Consider the following 17,991-nt stretch of genomic DNA (forward strand, 5'->3'; position numbering starts at 1 on the left):
GAGGGTCCGACACATCTCCGGCCGGGCATATCGCGACCGGCATCCGCGATCGCCTGTCATGCTGACCCCATGCCCACGCTGCTGGTCTTGATCAACGGATTGCCGGGCTCGGGCAAGACAACCCTGGGCCGATCGCTGGCCCCCGCGCTGAACGCCCTGTTTCTCTCGAAAGACACCGTCAAGGAGGCGCTGGCCGAGTCCATCGGCGCCGCGGCCGGCATTCCGGCGCTCGGCGGAATCGCGATGGATACCGTCTGGTCGCTGGCGCGGGCGATCGAAACCGTTGTTGTCGTCGACTCGTGGTGGTTCAGACCCCGTGATCTGCAATTCGCGGAAGCTGGGATCGCCAGGACCGGCGCCGAGCGGGTCGTGGAAATCTGGTGCGATGTCCCGGCGGACGTCGCGAAGGGGCGGTACGCCGGCCGTCGTCGGGCTGCTGTCCACCAGGACGAGCAGCGTCTGGTGGACCACTGGGACACGTGGGCCGAGCACGCCGAACCGCTCCGAATCGGTCCGGTGATCGTCGTCGACACAGCCTCACCCGTCGACTGTGCCCGACTCGCCGCGCAGGTCGGCCGCGCCACGATGGGCCGGGGTTCGCGTCGGTGAGCGCGGTGCGCGAGAATCGGCGCATGAGTTCGGTTCCCCGGCCCGCGCTGGCCATTATCGGCGGTAGTGGTTTCTACGACTTCTTCGGCGACGATGCGGTGACGCTCGAGATCGACACGCCCTACGGTGCGCCGAGTGCGCCGATCACCGTCGGCGAGGTCGAGGGGCGGCAGGTGGCGTTCCTGCCGCGGCACGGGCGCAAGCACGAGTACTCGCCGCACACGGTGCCGTATCAGGCGAACATGTGGGCGCTGCGGTCGATCGGGGTGCGGCGGATCTTCGCGCCCTGCGCGGTGGGCAGCCTGCGTGCGGACTGGGGGCCGGGCACCGTCGCGGTGCCGGATCAGCTGGTGGATCGCACCTCCGGTCGGGCGCAGACGTATTTCGACAACGGCGGCATCCACGTCTCGTTCGCCGATCCCTACTGCGACGAACTGCGCTCGGCCGCAACGCGATCCGCCGTCGACGAGCTGCCGATGCAGCCGCACGGGACGATGGTCGTGGTGCAGGGCCCGCGGTTCTCCACGCGCGCGGAGAGCCACTGGTTCGCCGCGCAGGGCTGGGAGCTGGTCAACATGACCGGATATCCCGAGGCGGTGCTCGCCCGCGAACTCGAGATGTGCTACGCGGCAATCGCTTTGGTCACCGACCTGGATGCCGGGATGGAGTCGGGGGAGGGCGTGAGCGCCGCGGCCGTGTTCGAGGCGTTCGAAAAGAACCTGGTGCCGTTCAAGAAGCTGGTGCGCCATGCGGTGTCGCAGGTCGAGGGGACCGACAGCTGCGAGCACTGCCGGGTCCACGCCGGAGTCACCCTGCCGTTCGAACTGCCCTGATCGCATGCGGGTACTGCTGACCGGCGCCGCCGGATTCATCGGATCGCACGTGCACCGCGCCATGGCCGCCGCCGGGCACGAGGTGGTCGCGGTCGATGCGCTGCTGGAGGCGGTGCACGGCGTCGTTCCGGAGACACCCGAGGGGATATTGCGCATCGATATCCGCGATCCGGAGGCACTGACGCCGCTGCTGCGCGGGATCGACGTCGTCGTCCACCTGGCCGCGGCACTGCCACCGGGATCGCTGGTTATGCCGCCGGGTTCGATGGGACACGGCGCCAGGGTGACCGAGCCGATCAGTGTCTCAGGAGCACCCGCGGTCGAGCAGGGAACCCGGCGGGATACTCGACCGCCGGTGGGCACCGGTGGAGGTGCGCAGCGGTCGGGGAGCGGCGGCGGGCAGCCGGGCGGTGGTGCCGGGCGACCTGGGAGCGGCGATGGGCAGCCGGGGAGTGGTGCCGGGTATGTGGGGAGTGGCGATGGGCGCTCGGGAAACGTTGCGGGCCAGCCGGTGACGGAACCTGGGCCGCGGGTGATCGGCGGCGCGCGTACCGGGGCTGTGGCGGCTGTGTCTCCGGCGGGCGTGGGTGTTCCCGAGGGTGCGCCGACCCCGGGGCGACCGGGCGGCGCGAGCATGCAGGGTGCCGCGTTCTTCGCCGCGCACAACGATTTCGGGACCGCGGTGCTGCTGTCGGCGATGGAGCAGACCGGGGTGCGGCGGCTGATTCTCGCCTCGTCGGTGTCGGTGTACGGGGAGGGGCGCTATCGCGGGCTGCGCAGCGGGCCGTTCTTCCCGGGCGTGCGCCGCCGGGCCGATCTGGATCGCGGCATGTTCGATCACCGCGCGCCGCGGACGGGGGAGATCCTGACGTGGGAGCCGGTCGGGGAGGACGCTCCGTTGCGGCCTCGAACCCCTTATGCGGCAAGCAAAGTCGCGCAGGAGAACTATGCGATGGCCTGGGGCGCCGCCACCGGGGGCGCGGTGACGGTGCTGCGCTATCACCACGCGTACGGCGATCCGGTGGGCGGGAACGTCGCGCTGACAGCGCATTCCGGGGTGGCGGCGCGATTCCGGGCGGAACTGACCTCCGGGCGTGCGCCCTTCGTCTTCGAGGACGGCGGCCAGGTGCGCGATTTCGTCCATGTGCGCGATGTCGCCGCGGCCACCGTCGCCGTCGCGCAGCGCCCGCTGTCCGGGTTCGTCCCGCTGAACATCGCCTCGGGCCGCCCGATCACGCTGTGGGAGGTGGCCTCGATCATGTCCCGGGCCTGCGGTGGCCCCGTCCCCGTCGTCAGCGGCCAGTACCGGATCACGGACGCGCGTCACATCGTCGCCAACCCCGAACGCGTCCGTCGCACAGTAGATTTCGCCGCCGCCATCGCGCCGGACCGTGGGCTCGCCGACTACGCCATCGCGCTGGCCAAGCCCTGAGTTCGGACGCGGACGCCCACTACCCCTTGTCGAGCTGGAAGCGCACCAGGGCGAATCGCGGGGGTTCGCCGTCCTGTGGGCCGTGGGGTAGGGGCGTGACCTCGACGTCGACGACCAGCCAGCCGCCGTCGTCGGCGGCCAGCCGCACGGCGGGCAGCGCCTGCACCGGTTTGCCAGCGAGAATATCGTTGTGGGCGGTGCGAATTCGGTCCAGGTCGTCGGGATGCGGCATGGACCGCTCCGGGGTGTCGCCGGACCAGCGCAGGCCGGGGATCGGCCCGCTGATCCAGCGCAGCACCCGGACCTGCTCGATGTCGGCGACCGCCAGATACAGGCCAGGATTCGCCTCCACCAGCGTGTCCACGGTGGCCGCCTCGAACGACTTGCCCTGCGGCGGAACGCTCTCGGTGATATCGATGAGCAGCCCGCGCCAGAGCTGGAGATCGTCGTGCGCATTGCGGGCCGCGGTCAGCAGCGTGCGCAGTCCGCCGTTGCTGCGCACCGTCAGCTCACCCATCCAGCGTGAGCCGGGCTCGTTCTTCGCGATCGTCGTCACCCAATCCAGCGCGCCGTCGAAACGCTCGACGTATTCGAACGACTCCGCGCCCATCCAGGTGGACCGGTCGCGGTCGAAGTCGGGCCCGAGCCCGGTGGAGACCACCTCCAGCCGGCGGTCGTCGTTGGTGAACCGATACGGCCCCACGGGGGCGGGCGTGCTCGACCCCTCGCCCACCCGCAGGTGCACCGCGTGGACGTAATCGTCCGGCCCGACAACGGGAATCGCGCACGCGGGCTGCTGCGACCAGGTGTGCCGGGACTTGGGCAGGATTCGTTCGATCGGCTCCCCGGCGGCACGGGCGGCCGCGACGAGGGGCATCACCTGTCCGGGCACCGTGCGCGCCAGCGATTTCCAGCGCCGCGGCGAGGTGCCCACGGCCAGTACCGACCAGCACTCGGGCGGCCCCAGCGTCTCGATCAGCAGCCAATCCCCGAGATCCACGTACCACTCTCCTCCCGATGGTTTCGCCCGATTACGCGCCGGCGGTCGCCTAGCCAGCGAATATGGTGCACCATTGCGCCATCGGCAATCAGCTAAGGGTCGGCTGGGTCGCCGAGCGCGCCCGTTAGGCTCGTGCGCATGAGTACTCCACTGCGCCTCGAGGTGATCGTCGCCAGTGTGCGGCCGGGCCGGTTCGCGCCCGTGGTGGCCGACTGGTTCCTGCGGACCGCGCGCGCGGATGCCCGATTCGACGTCGGCGTCACCGATCTGATGCACACCCCGCTGCCCGCCGGACTGACCGATACCCCCGAGGCCCTGGCCTACCGCGAACGCCTTGCCGCCGCAGACGCTTTCGTCGCCGTCACCTCCGAGTACAACCACGGATACCCGGCTGCCCTCAAGACGGCCCTGGACATCGCCAAGCACGAATGGCGCGCCAAGCCCATCGGATTCGTCGGCTACGGCGGCCTCTCGGGCGGCCTGCGGGCCATCGAGCAGCTCCGCCAGGTCGTCGCCGAGATCCACATGGTCTCGATCCGCGAATCGGTCAGCTTCCACCAGGCCAAGCGCGCATTCGACACGAACGGTGAGACCCGGGACGGCGCGGCGATCGATGCCGCCGAGCGCCTGCTACGCCAACTCGCCTGGTGGGGAGGTCATTTGCGTGAGGCACGCGCGGCGGACCCGTATCCGGGCTGAGTCCGGGCGGTCGTTCCCACGGCGCACCCGACCGCCCGAGCGGCCTCGAGCGCGCTCGGCGACGGTGCAGGTCCCGCGCTGCCTCGTCCGGCCGGAATGCTGAGCGCTGCCGGGGATCCGATCCTGCTCATCACCGAACCTGCGCGACGGACCGGCGCCGCACGGTGGGTACTTCTGTTGACCTCGGGCAGGATTCGGCCGGTGCGCACGGGCGACTCCGAGGCGTTCGCGTTGCCGCCGCCGGTTGGTGCGTGACAGCCTGAAGAGTCCGATCGGGGTCTACGCTGCTCGCCCAGGCGGCGGCCGGTGGTGGCGTGGCGGGGATCAGCGGCGGGCGGCCGGACGACGCGGCGGCTGCTGTGGTCCGCGCGGCGGCTGCTGCGGCCCGCGCTGTTGCTGCTGCGGCTGCTGCTGCCGGGGCGAGCCGATGTAGGTGGTCTCGCGGGGAATCGACACCAGGGTGAGGTCGACCTGGGTGGTGCCCGTGCGCAGGACGACGTGGTTGCCGATCGCGCCGGGCTGGTGCACCTGCAGATCGGGCTTGGTGGACGGCCAGCCCATCGGATCGCCGGTCACGTAGATCGTGGTGACACCGGCGTGCGGCGCGGGCGCGAGCACACCGTCCACGACCGCCGCGGTGAACGCCGAGTCGCTCTGATGGGTCTCGAGCGCGATCGTGAGCCGGTCGGGGTTGCCGATGGTGGTGACGAGTTGCTGCCAGGCCTGCGGGCGGTCGGTGCGGATCAGGATGCGCTCGCCGACGGCCAGCGCCCGAAACACCAGCTGCTGCGCCAGATACAGCTCGCCGGCCACGTACACCGTCGAAATACCCTGGCCGACAAGCCGAATCGCGACACCGTTGCCCTCGGAGTCGGAGCCGATCAGCTGACCGCAGCCCGAGGAGGGCAGGTGCAGCGCCCCGATGACGTCGATCGGATATTCGCTCAGCGGCACCGTGTCGTCGACGTCCGGGATGCCGATCGGGAAGTGCGCGAGCAGGCTCTCGCGATGCCGCCCGCTCATCGACACCATGCCCTTGCGCTTGGTCTTCTCCGGCAGTTCGCGGGCGCTCAGCCGCCAGGCCGCGCCGATATTGACCGACTCGCCTGAGCTGCCGGGGCGCAGCCGCACCGACACCGTGGTGCCGCGCGAGGCCGGCACCCAGAGCTGGGCGAGCAGGTCCGAGCCGAGCCGCTTCGGATCGACCGCGGCGCCGATGTTGACCCCGTTGCCCAGCTCGGCGTACCGCCAGTGCTGGGTCAGCGTGCGCGGGTCGACCCCGGCGCTGATCTGCAGCACAGCCTTGCGGATCTCGGGTGCGGTCAGCACGCGCGAGGAGCAGTCGGCATCCTCGAGCGTGCGCACGATGCGCTGGGTGGCGACGGTGACCGCGCGGCACGCGCCCTCGGTACCGCCGCCGCGCCGGTCGGCGGCCGCGGGACAGGCCACCGCGTCGAAGCTGATGGCGAGCCACACCGTGCGGTGCGCGGTCGCGGGCAGCGGCCCGAGCAGCGATTCGTAGATCGGCCCGGCCGGTGTGCCGGAGCGGCTGCGGTGGCCGTGGCTGATGATGTCGATACCGGACAGCTTGATGTCGTGCTGGGTCAGGCACTGCGCCAGCTCGGGCAGCGGCAGCAGGTGCGAGGCGTGCACGGTGCTGCGGTCGATGCGGGTCAGCCCGCCGCGCGGGGGCAGCACCTCGACGACCGCGACCACCCGGCTGCCCTCCCAGAACAGGCCGAGCGAACGCCCGTCGGGGCCGCGGAAGTCGACCGTGTCGCCGATCTCGTAGCCGCGGTTGGTCGTGTACCGCCACATCGTCGCGATCCACGAGGCCACGGTGCGCTTGCCGACCGGAATCAGCAGCAGCAGACCCACAACCACGGCCGGACCGAACGCGTACCACCCCGGCATGTGCACGATGTCGGTCAGGACCAGCGCCACCAGCACGACGACCAGTCCGAGCAGCTGCGCCGCAAGCAGGTTCGGCAGCGTGATCCGTCCGAGAAGCGGGCGCCTGTACGCCCCGCTGGGTGCGGCCATCATCGTCCCCCAAGTAACCCGGTATCGGCCAGTTCGGATGGCCGAGCTGAAATGAAGTCCCCGTGAACTGTACTGTGTTCTCCGAACGCGAGCACTGTTCGGGGGAGGACTCATGCCTTCAAGACCAACAACACGGTGGCAGGTCAGCGGTTACCGCTTTCTGGTCCGCCGGATGGAGCACGCCCTGGTGCGCCGGGATGTGCGAATGTTGCACGACCCCATGCGCTCTCAGTCGCGCGCCTACTCCGTGGGGCTGATTCTGGGCGTGCTCGGGCTCGCCGGCTGTGCGGTGCTGGCGCTGCTCAAGCCGCAGGGGTCGATCGGCAACAGCACGATTCTGATGGGCAAGAATTCCGGCCAGATCTATGCGGTGATCGACGGGACCGTGCACCCGGCGCTGAATCTGGCCTCGGCCCGGCTGGCGATCGGCAAGTCCGACACCCCCGCGAGCGTCGCGGAATCGCAGCTGTCGCAGAAGCCGATGGGGCCGCTGATCGGCATCCCGGGCGCGCCCTCGCTGCTGAGCTTCGACTCCAGCGGCAAGGGCCGGCTGTGGACGGTCTGCGACGAGCTGAAGAACGACGGCAGCGACACGCTGACCAGCACCGTCATCGCGGGCGATCTGTCGATGGGCTCCGACAAGGCCTCGACGCTGCCCAAGGGCAACGCGCTGCTGGTGCAGGGTCGCGACGCGGCGTACCTGATCTGGGACGACAAGCGCGCCCGGGTGAACCTGAACGAGCGCTCGGTGACCGATGCGCTGCACATCACCGGGGAGACGCCGCGCCCGATCAGCGAGGGCCTGCTGAACGCGATCCCCGAGGTGCTGCCGATCGCCGCGCCGACGATCACCGATCCGGGCGGGCTGTCGATGCTGCCCAGTCACCGCAACGGCGACATCCTCGAGCTCGGCACCGACAAGAGCTACTACGTGGCGCTCAACAATGGCATTCAACAGATTTCGGCGCTGACCGCGGACATCATCCGCAACTCCAACCCGACCTCGAGCAGCGGCGACCTGAATCCGTACGACCGCGCCCACGTCAATATCGTCACCACCCTGCAGGTGAAGGACTACCCCGACACCGCGCCGGCCATCATCGAGTCGAAGGATCAGCCGGTCGACTGCCTGTCCTGGAAGCCGCTGAACTCCGCGGACACCTCCGACGGCAGCAAGCACGCCGAGCTGTCCCTCATCACGGGCCACGCGCTGCCGATCCCGGACAGCGCCAAGGCCGTTCGCCTGGCGCAGGCCGACTCCTCCATCAGCGACAAGGTCGACCAGTTCTACAGCACCCCGGGTTCCGGAATCCTGGTGCAGACCACCGGAATCGAGCCCGACAGCCAGCGCAAGGACAGTCAGTTCTTCATCTCCGACACCGGCGTTCGCTACGGCATCAAGGACACCGATGCGGCCAAGGCGCTGGGCATGGATTCCTCGAAGGCCAAGTCCGAGCCCGCGCCGTGGCCGATCGTCGGCCTGCTCGCGGCCGGGCCGACCCTGTCCCGTCAGGATGCGATGGTTGCGCATGATGGTGTCGCACCGGATTCGAATCCGGCCAAGACACTGGTGAAGTCGACCGCGGACAACTCGTCCTCGTCGTCTTCGTCGTCGAACTGAGCTGTCCCACTATCGAAACGAGCGCACGGTCCTCGAAGACCGTGCGCTCGTTCGTATTTCGGGATCCAGCTCTAGGTGGCGGCTTGAACTCGATCCACCGGTCCCGATTCGGCGCCGAAGCGAACTCCCTTGGCCTCCTTGCCGATTGCCGTCAGGATGATCACCGCGATGAACACCGGAATGATGGTGGCCGCCAGCGCGAACGGATATCCGTGGTGTTCGGCCAGCCGCTCCTGGATGGGGAGGTTCAGCGCGGCGAACAGGTTTCCGAGCTGGTAGGTGACGCCCGGATAGAAGCCGCGGATCGCGTCGGGCGACATCTCGGTCAGATGCGCGGGGATGACTCCCCAGGCGCCCTGCACCATGAGCTGCATCAGGAACGAGCCCAGGCACAGCAGGGCTGCCGTGCGCGAATAGGCGAACAGCGGCACGATCGGCAGACCGAGCACCGCGCAGAAGATGACGGTGTAGCGGCGTCCGAAGCGTTCGGACAGTGAGCCGAAGACGACGCCACCGATGATGGCGCCGATGTTGTAGATCACCGCGATCCACTTGGCGGCCACCGTGCTCAGGCCCGCGCCGTGATGCACGTGGGCGGACAGGAACGTCGGGTAGACGTCCTGGGTGCCGTGGCTCATCCAGTTGAACGCCGTCATCAGCAGCACGAGGTAGACGAACCGGCGAATGATCGCGGGATTGCCGATGATGTCGCGAATCCTGGTCTGGGTCGCGCGCATTCGCTGCTGGGTCTGCTCCCAGGCCTCCGATTCCTTTGTGCGGGTGCGGATGATCAGGATGATCAGCGCCGGGATGATGGACAGCCCGAACATCCACCGCCAGGACAGTCCCGCCCAGTTCATGACCAGCAGCGAGGCCAGCGACGCAAGCAGATACCCGAACGAGTAGCCCTCCTGCAGCAACCCGGAGAAGAAGCCGCGCCGCTGCACCGGGATCTTCTCCAGCGCCAGCGCGGCGCCCAGGCCCCACTCGCCGCCCATGCCGATGCCGTACAGCATGCGCAGGGCTATCAGCACGGTGAAGTTGGGCGCGAAGGCGCACAGGAACCCGATGACCGAATACATCGCGACGTTGACCATCAGCGGGATTCGGCGGCCCACCCGGTCGGCCCACAGACCGAACAGCAACGCGCCGACCGGGCGCATGATCAGCGTCGCCGTGGTCAGGAAGGCGACCTCGGTGGTCTTCATGTGGAAGGTGTGGGCGATATCCGCGTAGACGAACACCACCAGGAAGTAGTCGAAGGCATCCATCGTCCAGCCGAGCTGGGCGGCGAAGAACGAATTCCGTTGATCGGCGGTGAGTTTCTGCCTGGGTGCCTTGGGTGCGGCTGTTGCCATGTGCGTTCCTGCCCTCTTCTCAGGAGTACGGCGGGCCATTCCGCTCGACCGCGCCTCACGAAACTTAACCCGCGGGCCGATGAATCGGGCGGAGTCGGGGCGTCTGCATGCCCATGGAGACCAAAAATCTTGCCGACCTGTACGAGTTGGCCCCGTTGAACTGGCCGGACATCGCCTCCCGCCTCGAAGGGGGTTACGACCTGGTGCCCGGCTCCGGCGGTCCCGACCGGCACAGCTGCTGGCTCACCACACTCAATCCCGACGGCAGCCCGCACGTGACGGGCCTGGGCGCGCTGTGGGTCGACGGCGCGTTCTGGTTCGAAACCGGCGAACGATCCCGCAAGGGCCGCAACCTCGCCCGCGATCCGCGCTGCGCGCTGAGCCTGGCGCTCAACACCGTCGACCTTGTCGTCGAGGGCGTCGCGGAGCTGATCGCGGACAAGGCCGTGGTCGCGGACATGGCACAGCGCTGGGCCGAGGGGGGCTGGCCGTGCCGCGTCGACGATTCGGGCCTGGCCCTGACCGCCGACTTCAGCGCACCCTCGGCGGGCTCGCCGCCGTGGCGCATCTACCGCATTGCGGCCACCGCGGCGAGCGCGGTCGGCGTGGATCCCGGCGGGGCCACCCGCTGGACCTTCGACTGATCAACGGCTCGGTTAGTTCCGAGGTCCCATGTTGACCAGCGAGGTGTCGCCGTCGTAGTGGGCCAGGACCCGGTGATCCATCACTGCCCGCCATAGCGGTGGGACCATGGCCAGTACGAGCATGGTGGCGTACCCATAGGGCAGCTGTGGTGCCTGTTCGGAGGTGCGCAGGGTCTGGAAGCGGCGGCCGGGGTTCGCGTGGTGGTCGCTGTGGCGTTGGAGGTGGAACAGAAAGACGTTGGTGAGCAGGCGGTCGCTGTTCCAGCTGTCGCGCGGTGAACAGCCCGCGTAGCGACCGTCGGCGCGGCGCGCGCGGAGTAACCCGTAGTGCTCCAGGTAGTTCACTGTCTCGAGCAATCCAAAGCCGATGACGGCCTGCAGCGCGAGAAAGGGGATGATGCCGTACCCGAAGACGAGGATCATCGCGCCGAACAGCGCGGCGCTCATCGACCACGCCTGCAGCAGATGGTTGTCCCAGTTGAACCACCTCTTGCCCTGGCGGGACAGGCGTTCTCGTTCCAAGCTGAGCGCCGAGCGGAAGCCGCCCCACACACTGCGCGGCAGGAACGCCCACAATGACTCGCCGAATCGGGCGCTCGCCGGGTCTTCCGGTGTGGCGACTCGGGCGTGGTGGCCGCGGTTGTGCTCGACGAAGAAATGTCCGTATCCGGATTGCGCCAATGCAATTTTCGCTAGCCAGCGTTCGAGATGCTGGGCGCGGTGGCCGAGTTCGTGGGCTGCATTGATGCCGATACCGGAGACGATCCCCACAGTCGCGGTCAGCCCGAGCTTGTCGACGAGCCTCAGCTGATGGCGGGACCACATATATCCCGCAACACCCAGACCGATGAACTGGATCGGTAGGAAGAGAAAAGTGCACCAACGATAATAGCGATCGTTGGACAATATCTCGTAGTCCTCGTCGCTGGGATTGCTGCCGTCGTTCCCTATCGCAACGTCCAGCAGCGGGATCACCACCAGCACGAAGATCGGACCGATCCACCAGAAAAGCATCAGTCCCGTAAGGTGCACCAGTTGTGCCGGCAGGAGCGCGCTAGCGGGCGCTCCCGTACTCAGGATCCAGAGATAGCGTTTGTGATCGCGAACGTGCGTGCGTTTGAGGATCGTCATAGTCGCCTCGCTCATCCAACCGACAAACGTACGAGTGAAGGAATGTCCGCTGAAAGCGGTAACGCCGAACATCCTCGCTACACGGTAGCCGCTCCTCTGCTGTATGCCAAAGAGAAATTTATGAAGGTGTCGGTGACTTTTGGCGGCAATATCAGGGACCTTTTCCTCTATACGCTTTCGGTCGGGTCGGACCAGGGCGCGAATCGACCCGTGGTCCGACCCGTGGCCGGGCGCAATATTTCGAATCGTGCACATTCGATCAGTCGATGATGCGTGATGTTGACAGACCCGCCACCCAATCGGAATATCGGTGTGCCGAAATCGTTAGCGCATCCGTAATTACGTTAGCGCATCCGTAATTACGGTAGAGCCGCGCAATTGACGGGGGTCGGCACATTCGCAAGGCGATCGGTCACCCATTGCTGCGAGCCCGTCAGTGACGGGAAAAAGGACAAATCGTGGGTACCGACAATTCCGGACACTGGGGGCATCCCGGTGTCCGCTAGCAGCTGAACTGCCACACCGCGACCACACCAGCTTTGGGCCATCGCGCGGATCGGCGGGTAGGGTGATCCTTCGTCGCTCCTGGCCGCGTAGATGCGCACCGGTGCTGATGGGGCGAGCCCGCCCAGCCGCTGCTCATCGAAAGCCCTTTTCAACTCCGGGGTGCTATTGATCACGGCTGTAATCGGCTGACCGCTGGTGGTCCATTGGGATGTGTTCTGCGGTTGCGAGAAAATGCCGGAGAGGCCCCCGCCGCATTTTCCTATCGAATCGTGCAGAATCGCCTTACCGGTATTGTTGAGCGCAGCATCGAGCGCCGGACGGGTGTCGGGATAATCGGCGGCGATGCCACTGAGGATCCATGCGATGGCTGGTGCGACGCCCGGGCGGCCGTCGTTGCGCGCGATGTAGTCCTCGGGATCCACGAGGGGCGCGCCGGTGTAGGTGCCACGCACGTTCAGATCGGGGGCGTACTTCGGTTGCAGCTCGGCTGCGGCGGCGGAAGCCATCCCGCCCTGGGAGTAGCCGTACAGCACTACCGGCGAGTGGGGGTTGAGGCCGGTGCCGGGCAACCGCAACGCGGCACGGGCGGAGTCCAGTACCGCGTAGCCTTGTGTTTTGCGGTTGAGGAAGTCGTGGACTCCCGGTATGCCGAAGTCGTGATAGTCGGTCATCATTACCGCCATGCCGCGGGACAACAGTTGATCGATCGCGATGAGGTCGTATTCGAAGATTGCGTCGGCCGGAGGCTGATATCGGATCACTTGGGAGAGCATTGCCGAAGGCGCGCACTGATTGCTTTGTCCCTGTGTACCACCCGCATACGCCACCAACGGCCGTTCGCCCGGACCGGTCCACGGCTGGGTCGGCTCCAGAAACGTTCCCACCACCGTGGTCGGAGAATCATTGGTATCGCTGCTGGCATATGTAATGCGTGCCGAATTCGCCGGTATCGTCCCGAACTGTCCGGGGACCGGCAATGCCAGATGCGACGATTGGGCACCGATAATGTTGCCTTGTGACTGCGCCGCCGGCGGCTGCGTCCATGCGGGCGGTGCGGCAATCGCCCCGCCACCGGCGACGACGAGGGTTCCTGTCAAGGCTGCGACCCAGGCGCGTTTTCCGCTCCTCATATTCGATCCTTCCTGCGATTGGGTTATCCACTGCAGCTAGATTCAGATCGGATACTGCGAGTATCTGCGTTCGAGCGTAGAACCAGGCACACGAAGTTCGTGGTGCCGCGGCCACAGCCTAGGCCATATTGCGGGCGCAAGTCTGGAGGTCGATACCTGGATTCGGCAATCGGCGAGCTACGACCGAGTCGTCGGTGCGATGCAACGCCCGCCGGGCGGCGAGCGGCGCGAAGCCGACCGCCGGACGCCGCGGGATCAGGTCGGGAATTACCTCGTTTACTCGCGCATGCCCAGGCGGCGGCGGATCGGGAACGAGGCCAGGTAGCCCAGGATCAGCAGCACCGCGATCACGCCGGTGCCGATCAGCGCCACGTTGCGGGCGGTGTTGTCCGGGGCCGGCGGGGTGGCCGGGATGGGCAGCTGCCAGCTCTTGGCGGCGAAGGGGCGCTTGGGCGGGAGCTTCTTGGGAACGTCGTTGGTCAGGGCGGCGACCGGGTCGATGGCGCCGTAACCGACGTAGGGGTTCCAACCCTCGGCGGGCGCGTGTGCGGTGGCCTCGATGCGCTTGATCACGTCCAGCGCGCTGAGATGAGGGAAGCGCGCGCGCACCAGGGCGGCCAGACCGGCCACGTAGGGGGTGGCGAAACTCGTGCCCTCGAGCGGGGTCGCGCTGTTGGCCTTCTCGACCAGCGCGGTCGTGGTGCCCTTGCTGCCGGAGTTGTTGTAGTTGGCGTCCAGCGAGGTGATGTCCTCGCCCGGGGCGGCGACGCCGACCCACGGCCCGGGCCGGGTGGCCGAAGGCTCGTTTTACGGTGTGCTGCACCGTGAATGCGGTGGGTTGTTCCCGGATGAGATGTTCGCTGATCTGTTCACCGATGTCGGACGCCGGTCGGTGCCGCCGTCGATCGTGGCGGTGGTGATGGTGCTGCAACGTATCGAGGGCCTCTCGGATCGGGAGGCGACCGCCGCATGCGGGGCCGGGAAAGATCAACGCCGACTTCGGCCTGCTCGCCACCGCAGTCAATCTCGCCCGCCTGGCAGCGCTGGGAATCACCCACACCACCGGCACCTGGACCGTCACCACCGCCTAAGGACCGGCATCACCCCTGAACGCCAAATCGCTACCAGCGCAACCGGAAACAGCTCTCCGTCACCAATACCTGCCAACCAGCCAAGAACCGCTTTCGCGGGCCCGGCGACTCGCCGGGCCCGCGAAAAAGGCCCGTCCGACACCAGTCTCCTAGTAGCTCAGCGTTCTGGCCAATACCACTGTGGCCGATCAAGCAGCCCCTGTCCGTCTACGGTTGTTTCCCCGTGGTCCTTAACCAACTCGATGGTCGTGAGGTCGCGGCGTCCGGCCGTGGCGGTGAGCGCATCGATGACAGTGCGGGCGTGGGAGACGACAATGATCTGCGTGTCTTCTGCGGCCGTGGCGATCAGATGTCCGAGCGGGGCAAACAGTTCTGGGTGCAGGCTTGTTTCGGGTTCATTGAACACCAGCAGTTCTGGCGGTCGTGGGGTCAGCATCGCAGCTACCAGCAACAAGTAGCGCAGGGTTCCGTCGGATAGTTCGGGTGTACGCAACGGCCGCAACAGGCCGCGCTGCTCCCAGCAGAGGTCGAAACGGCCGCTGCGGTCGTCGACGTATACCCGGGCGCCAGGGAAGGCGTCATCGATCGCGTCATCGAGTCGTTCGGCGTCGCCGATCTCGCGAATTGTTTGGATTGCCGCGGCGAGATCGCCACCGTCGGCGGCCAGGATCGGAGTACGGGTGCCTATCCGGCTGCTGCGCGCGGGCGCGTCCGGGTCCGTACGGAAGTGATCATAGAACCGCCAGCCGCGCATTCGCTCCCGCAGACGCATGATCTCCGGTGCCGTTGCGGGGTCGGTGATTTCAGTCAGCATGCTGTCATACGGTGCGATCGGGTAGTCATAGATCCGGTCGCCTTCCCGGATCAGGACGACGCCACCATGCCGTTCGACCAGGGTGGCTGACGGACGTGGCAGCGGGCCCGCCCAGATCGACTCGGATTTGATCTCGGGGTCGAGCGCGAACATCGTGCCGTCGTCATCGGCGGAACGTTTGATCTCACCACCGGGGATACCGAGGTCGATGGCATAGCCGAAGTCCTCCCCGGCGAATCCCAGCCGTAGTGACACCGGACTGCTGCGCACACTGGCCTGGCCGCGTCTTACGCTGCGCTTCCCAGTCGGTGGGCCGGCCCACAGGCTCGAGGGCAGGCCGCCTTCGCGGGCGAGAGCGCCGACGGCACCGTTGCGCGCGGTGTCGGCCAAGAGTCGCAGTGCCCGATACAGATTCGACTTACCGGTCCCATTGGTGCCGGTGATGACGGTGAGTTCGCTCAGCGGAACAACGAGGTCTCGCAGGGAGCGATAGTTTTCGACGCCGAGAGTTGTCAGCACAGAGATGATTCTTTCGTCGAAGGACACCGAGCTGATGAAATCGGGGACTCATGTACCGAGGCCCGGCTTTCGCTCCACGACTACCAGCCGCTAATCCCACATGCTCAGGCGGCGGATCGGGAACGGTCGGCGGTAGTCATGGTGGTCTCCTACCCGCCACATGCCACTCCAGCCTCGAGGACTTGGATCGTACCGTTTCGAATGGCCGTGACACAGGGCAAGAAGAACTTGGGTGATGAATCCGATCGGCTGACACGACTAGTGGATCCTGCTGTGCCGCTCTGTGTTCGGTCATCCGCCGCACATCACTTCGACTTCGATCACCTGTGCCGAACGGCTCTCGAGCGCGGAGCGCTGTTTCGCTGACAGCTTTGCCCAACTCGGGAGTTCTGCGGTTGGGTAAAGTCGACTGGCTTCCAGGCTGCAGTCTCCCGGGGCCTCCCCGCGATACATGAGAGTCATTTTTGTGGCTGGGTTGTCGCTCGGCGGATCAACCTTCGTTACGGTGAACCCTGAAGCCGTGATCTCTACGTTTCCTGCGGGGCCGACAAAATACGCTTCAGCCGGCGGCGGATAGTCTCCGCTGCCGGGGGTGCCATCGTGTAGCTCTTTCTGGGCAATCTTGTCGAATCCGGAGACAACTACCATGTCCAGGTGCTTACTGGCTTGCCCTTCTCGATGCAGCCAGAACAATAACAGGATCGAGGCCAGCACTCCGATTATCAACACTGTGGCTGTCACCAACATCCATCGCCGGATAGATCTGGATGGGTTCAGTTGCATGTGTATGCCCCGCTGTCGCACATTAGGTCCTGCGACTGGTTGAAGTGCTGGATCGCCCGGTTCATATACGTGGTTGCGACCGGCCCGATCGTATGACGGTCAATGTATCCGCTCGTTGCATCGTCTCCGGCATTGTAGCTGGCAGCCAGGAATTGATTCAGAGTGTACTCGGCCTTCATATCGCCGGGAACTTGGCCGTCGAATTTATTCTCGATCAGCTTGAGCTTGTACGTGGTGGCCTTGATTGCAAGGTCGTTGTTGCCGATCAGGTCGTGCCAGTCATCGTTTTTGAATTGGTCCGGGAAAGCTGCCTTCACCTCGTTGAAAGTGCTCTCCTTCATGTTGGTCAGGCCCAGAGAGTTGCCGTCGGTGTTACCGCCGGGAATGCCGAGGTAGCCGCCTGCCGCGCGGGCGGGATCGGTGAGGTACCGAGCAATATCGATCTCGTCGTTGAATCCGGCGCCCGCCTCGAGGGTGCGGGTCGCGCCCTCGTTCGCGACGATCGCCAGGACCAGGCGAGGGTCGACGCCGGCCCGGTTTCCGTATTTGACGGCCGATTCGGCCCAGGGGCGCAGGGCAGGGTCGATTTTGCTCAGGTCGACGGCTGTGAGGGTCGTCGGAGCCGTGTCCCAGGTGGCGATATTGGAGAGTGCATTATCAATTTTGGTGTTGTCCTGCGCGTTTCCCGACTCGGTGGGTCGCGGGATCTCGCCGATGGCCTTCACTCTGCCGGTGATATTCGGGGTCTCGGCGCCGTCGAATATCGGTGTACGCAGGAACTCCGAGAGTGGATGTTGGGTGAATACGTTCTCCAAAGCGGTTGCCGCGCCGTCGATATCATCGTTTGCACCACCGGTGAGGGTGATCGTTACCGCGGTGGCGGTGGTCCCCGTTGTGACTGTCCGGCGAGGAAAGGCGTGGGGTGCCTCGGCGGTGAGTGCGGCCCGGAAGCCGACTAACTTGTCACGATAGGTCTGAACCGAACCGGCGAGTCCTTTTGCCGCGTTCCATATCGCGGTCTTGCCGTTCTCCAGGGTAATGAGGATTTCTTGGATGTCCATGACCTCCGGTGCCGTGACCGTGCCGAAGGAGTCGCTGATCCGCAGCAGAGCAGGGCTGGCGTCGATCGGGTCGCTGCCGGCGAATACTTTCCAGGCGTCCGCTGCGGCCTCGAGTTGGTCTCGGTTGCCGCTCGGAATCCACAGTTTCCCCAATGCCGTACCCAGCATGACCGCGGGTACCAGCATCAGCGGATCGATGATCAGGCCGACTCCGTTGGCGGCGTTGGGGTCCGGGACATGGGATAGATCCGGCCCGGTGGCAGCGTTCAAGGTTGGCTTGGACGGGGCGGTGCCCTTATTCTTGCCGATATTCGCGTTGTATTCGGCTGTGTCCCAATTCCATCCGCACACATTGAGGACATCGGAGAAATGCCGTAGTGCCGACGAATACGCGATTATCGAATCAATCGTGTCGTTGGCATGCTGTCGGTAGGCGTTGTTCCAGGCGGCCGCGGGATCCGCGCCACCCATCCCCGCCGTGGTCTGCAGGTCGGCACCGAGCGCGGACGAGGCTTGCCCGACCTGATCTGCCAGCGAATTCAACTGGCGGGCAGCGTCGTAGTAGACCTGGGGATGGATGTCGAGGGTTGTCATGTCACGCTCCTGAGCGTGTCTGTTCAGTCGCGCATGCCCAGGCGGCGGCGGATCGGGAACGAGGCCAGGTAGCCCAGGATCAGCAGCACCGCGATCACGCCGGTGCCGATCAGCGCCACGTT

At 66.3% G+C, this 17,991-nt stretch carries 14 protein-coding genes and 2 pseudogenes; 7 read left to right on the forward strand and 9 right to left on the reverse strand.

Annotated elements, in window-relative coordinates; all coding sequences use genetic code 11:
- Positions 1 to 69 precede the first annotated feature (69 nt).
- The 4 genes and pseudogenes from ABH933_RS33785 (at position 70) to ABH933_RS33800 (ending at position 2,874) form a co-directional block, all read left to right on the forward strand.
- On the forward strand, positions 70 to 609 hold the full coding sequence (locus ABH933_RS33785) for an AAA family ATPase (protein ID WP_429421845.1): 540 nt from the start codon (positions 70 to 72) through the stop codon (positions 607 to 609).
- A gap of 23 nt (positions 610 to 632) precedes the next feature.
- Complete coding sequence (locus ABH933_RS33790; RefSeq protein ID WP_429421847.1) at positions 633 to 1,442, forward strand: S-methyl-5'-thioadenosine phosphorylase; 810 nt, start codon at positions 633 to 635, stop codon at positions 1,440 to 1,442.
- A gap of 4 nt (positions 1,443 to 1,446) precedes the next feature.
- Positions 1,447 to 1,683, forward strand: a pseudogene (locus tag ABH933_RS33795) (NAD-dependent epimerase/dehydratase family protein); the annotation flags it as partial.
- A 24-nt stretch (positions 1,684 to 1,707) separates the two neighbouring features.
- Positions 1,708 to 2,874 carry an NAD-dependent epimerase/dehydratase family protein gene (locus ABH933_RS33800; protein WP_429421965.1) on the forward strand — a complete coding sequence of 389 codons (1,167 nt, stop codon included), beginning with the start codon at positions 1,708 to 1,710 and terminating at the stop codon, positions 2,872 to 2,874.
- Between the two features lie 19 nt (positions 2,875 to 2,893).
- On the opposite strand, the gene ABH933_RS33805 is transcribed toward ABH933_RS33800, so the two are convergent.
- Positions 2,894 to 3,874, reverse strand: a complete 981-nt coding sequence (locus ABH933_RS33805) for a GAF domain-containing protein (protein ID WP_429421849.1) — start codon at positions 3,872 to 3,874, stop codon at positions 2,894 to 2,896.
- 138 nt (positions 3,875 to 4,012) lie between these two features.
- Here ABH933_RS33805 and ABH933_RS33810 point away from each other — a divergent pair, with 138 nt between their 5' ends.
- Positions 4,013 to 4,573: an NADPH-dependent FMN reductase gene (locus ABH933_RS33810; protein ID WP_429421851.1), complete on the forward strand. Its 561-nt coding sequence runs from the start codon at positions 4,013 to 4,015 to the stop codon at positions 4,571 to 4,573.
- Positions 4,574 to 4,897: 324 nt separating this feature from the next.
- Here the strand turns inward: ABH933_RS33810 and eccE are convergent, their stop codons facing one another.
- Positions 4,898 to 6,616: a type VII secretion protein EccE gene (eccE, locus tag ABH933_RS33815; protein WP_429421853.1), complete on the reverse strand. Its 1,719-nt coding sequence runs from the start codon at positions 6,614 to 6,616 to the stop codon at positions 4,898 to 4,900.
- 112 nt (positions 6,617 to 6,728) lie between these two features.
- On the opposite strand from eccE, the gene eccB reads away from it, so the two are divergent.
- On the forward strand, positions 6,729 to 8,237 hold the full coding sequence (gene eccB, locus ABH933_RS33820; protein ID WP_429421855.1) for a type VII secretion protein EccB: 1,509 nt from the start codon (positions 6,729 to 6,731) through the stop codon (positions 8,235 to 8,237).
- A gap of 71 nt (positions 8,238 to 8,308) precedes the next feature.
- Here eccB and ABH933_RS33825 read toward each other — a convergent pair whose 3' ends face one another.
- Positions 8,309 to 9,595: an MFS transporter gene (locus ABH933_RS33825; protein WP_429421857.1), complete on the reverse strand. Its 1,287-nt coding sequence runs from the start codon at positions 9,593 to 9,595 to the stop codon at positions 8,309 to 8,311.
- 107 nt (positions 9,596 to 9,702) lie between these two features.
- Here ABH933_RS33825 and ABH933_RS33830 point away from each other — a divergent pair, with 107 nt between their 5' ends.
- Positions 9,703 to 10,239: a pyridoxamine 5'-phosphate oxidase family protein gene (locus ABH933_RS33830; protein ID WP_429421859.1), complete on the forward strand. Its 537-nt coding sequence runs from the start codon at positions 9,703 to 9,705 to the stop codon at positions 10,237 to 10,239.
- Positions 10,240 to 10,251: 12 nt separating this feature from the next.
- Here the strand turns inward: ABH933_RS33830 and ABH933_RS33835 are convergent, their stop codons facing one another.
- The 6 genes and pseudogenes from ABH933_RS33835 to ABH933_RS33860 form a co-directional block, all read right to left on the reverse strand.
- On the reverse strand, positions 10,252 to 11,370 hold the full coding sequence (locus tag ABH933_RS33835; RefSeq protein WP_429421967.1) for an alkane 1-monooxygenase: 1,119 nt from the start codon (positions 11,368 to 11,370) through the stop codon (positions 10,252 to 10,254).
- A 359-nt stretch (positions 11,371 to 11,729) separates the two neighbouring features.
- A complete protein-coding gene (locus tag ABH933_RS33840) occupies positions 11,730 to 13,007 on the reverse strand; it encodes a lipase family protein (protein ID WP_429421861.1) in 1,278 nt (425 codons plus the stop codon).
- A gap of 276 nt (positions 13,008 to 13,283) precedes the next feature.
- Positions 13,284 to 13,772 (reverse strand): annotated as a pseudogene (locus tag ABH933_RS33845) (S8 family serine peptidase); the annotation flags it as partial.
- Positions 13,773 to 14,255: 483 nt separating this feature from the next.
- Entirely contained in the window at positions 14,256 to 15,431 is a 1,176-nt protein-coding gene (locus ABH933_RS33850; protein ID WP_429421863.1) for an AAA family ATPase, read from the reverse strand.
- 291 nt (positions 15,432 to 15,722) lie between these two features.
- On the reverse strand, positions 15,723 to 16,172 hold the full coding sequence (locus ABH933_RS33855) for a hypothetical protein (RefSeq protein WP_429421865.1): 450 nt from the start codon (positions 16,170 to 16,172) through the stop codon (positions 15,723 to 15,725).
- Between the two features lie 32 nt (positions 16,173 to 16,204).
- Positions 16,205 to 17,869 (reverse strand): hypothetical protein, encoded by a 1,665-nt coding sequence (locus tag ABH933_RS33860; RefSeq protein WP_429421867.1) that lies wholly within the window; start codon positions 17,867 to 17,869, stop codon positions 16,205 to 16,207.
- Positions 17,870 to 17,991: the final 122 nt, after the last annotated feature.

It is taken from the genome of Nocardia sp. GP40, assembly GCF_050434125.1.
Taxonomy (GTDB): Bacteria; Actinomycetota; Actinomycetes; order Mycobacteriales; family Mycobacteriaceae; genus Nocardia; species Nocardia albiluteola.

Coding starts and splice junctions, on each gene's coding strand:
- ABH933_RS33800 (WP_429421965.1), top strand. CDS start 1,708: ATGGGACACGGCGCCAGGGTGACCGAGCCGATCAGTGTCTCAGGAGCA.
- ABH933_RS33840 (WP_429421861.1), bottom strand. CDS start 13,007: ATGAGGAGCGGAAAACGCGCCTGGGTCGCAGCCTTGACAGGAACCCTC.
- ABH933_RS33810 (WP_429421851.1), top strand. CDS start 4,013: ATGAGTACTCCACTGCGCCTCGAGGTGATCGTCGCCAGTGTGCGGCCG.
- ABH933_RS33860 (WP_429421867.1), bottom strand. CDS start 17,869: ATGACAACCCTCGACATCCATCCCCAGGTCTACTACGACGCTGCCCGC.
- eccB (WP_429421855.1), top strand. CDS start 6,729: ATGCCTTCAAGACCAACAACACGGTGGCAGGTCAGCGGTTACCGCTTT.
- eccE (WP_429421853.1), bottom strand. CDS start 6,616: ATGGCCGCACCCAGCGGGGCGTACAGGCGCCCGCTTCTCGGACGGATC.
- ABH933_RS33835 (WP_429421967.1), bottom strand. CDS start 11,370: ATGACGATCCTCAAACGCACGCACGTTCGCGATCACAAACGCTATCTC.
- ABH933_RS33790 (WP_429421847.1), top strand. CDS start 633: ATGAGTTCGGTTCCCCGGCCCGCGCTGGCCATTATCGGCGGTAGTGGT.
- ABH933_RS33785 (WP_429421845.1), top strand. CDS start 70: ATGCCCACGCTGCTGGTCTTGATCAACGGATTGCCGGGCTCGGGCAAG.
- ABH933_RS33830 (WP_429421859.1), top strand. CDS start 9,703: ATGCCCATGGAGACCAAAAATCTTGCCGACCTGTACGAGTTGGCCCCG.
- ABH933_RS33825 (WP_429421857.1), bottom strand. CDS start 9,595: ATGGCAACAGCCGCACCCAAGGCACCCAGGCAGAAACTCACCGCCGAT.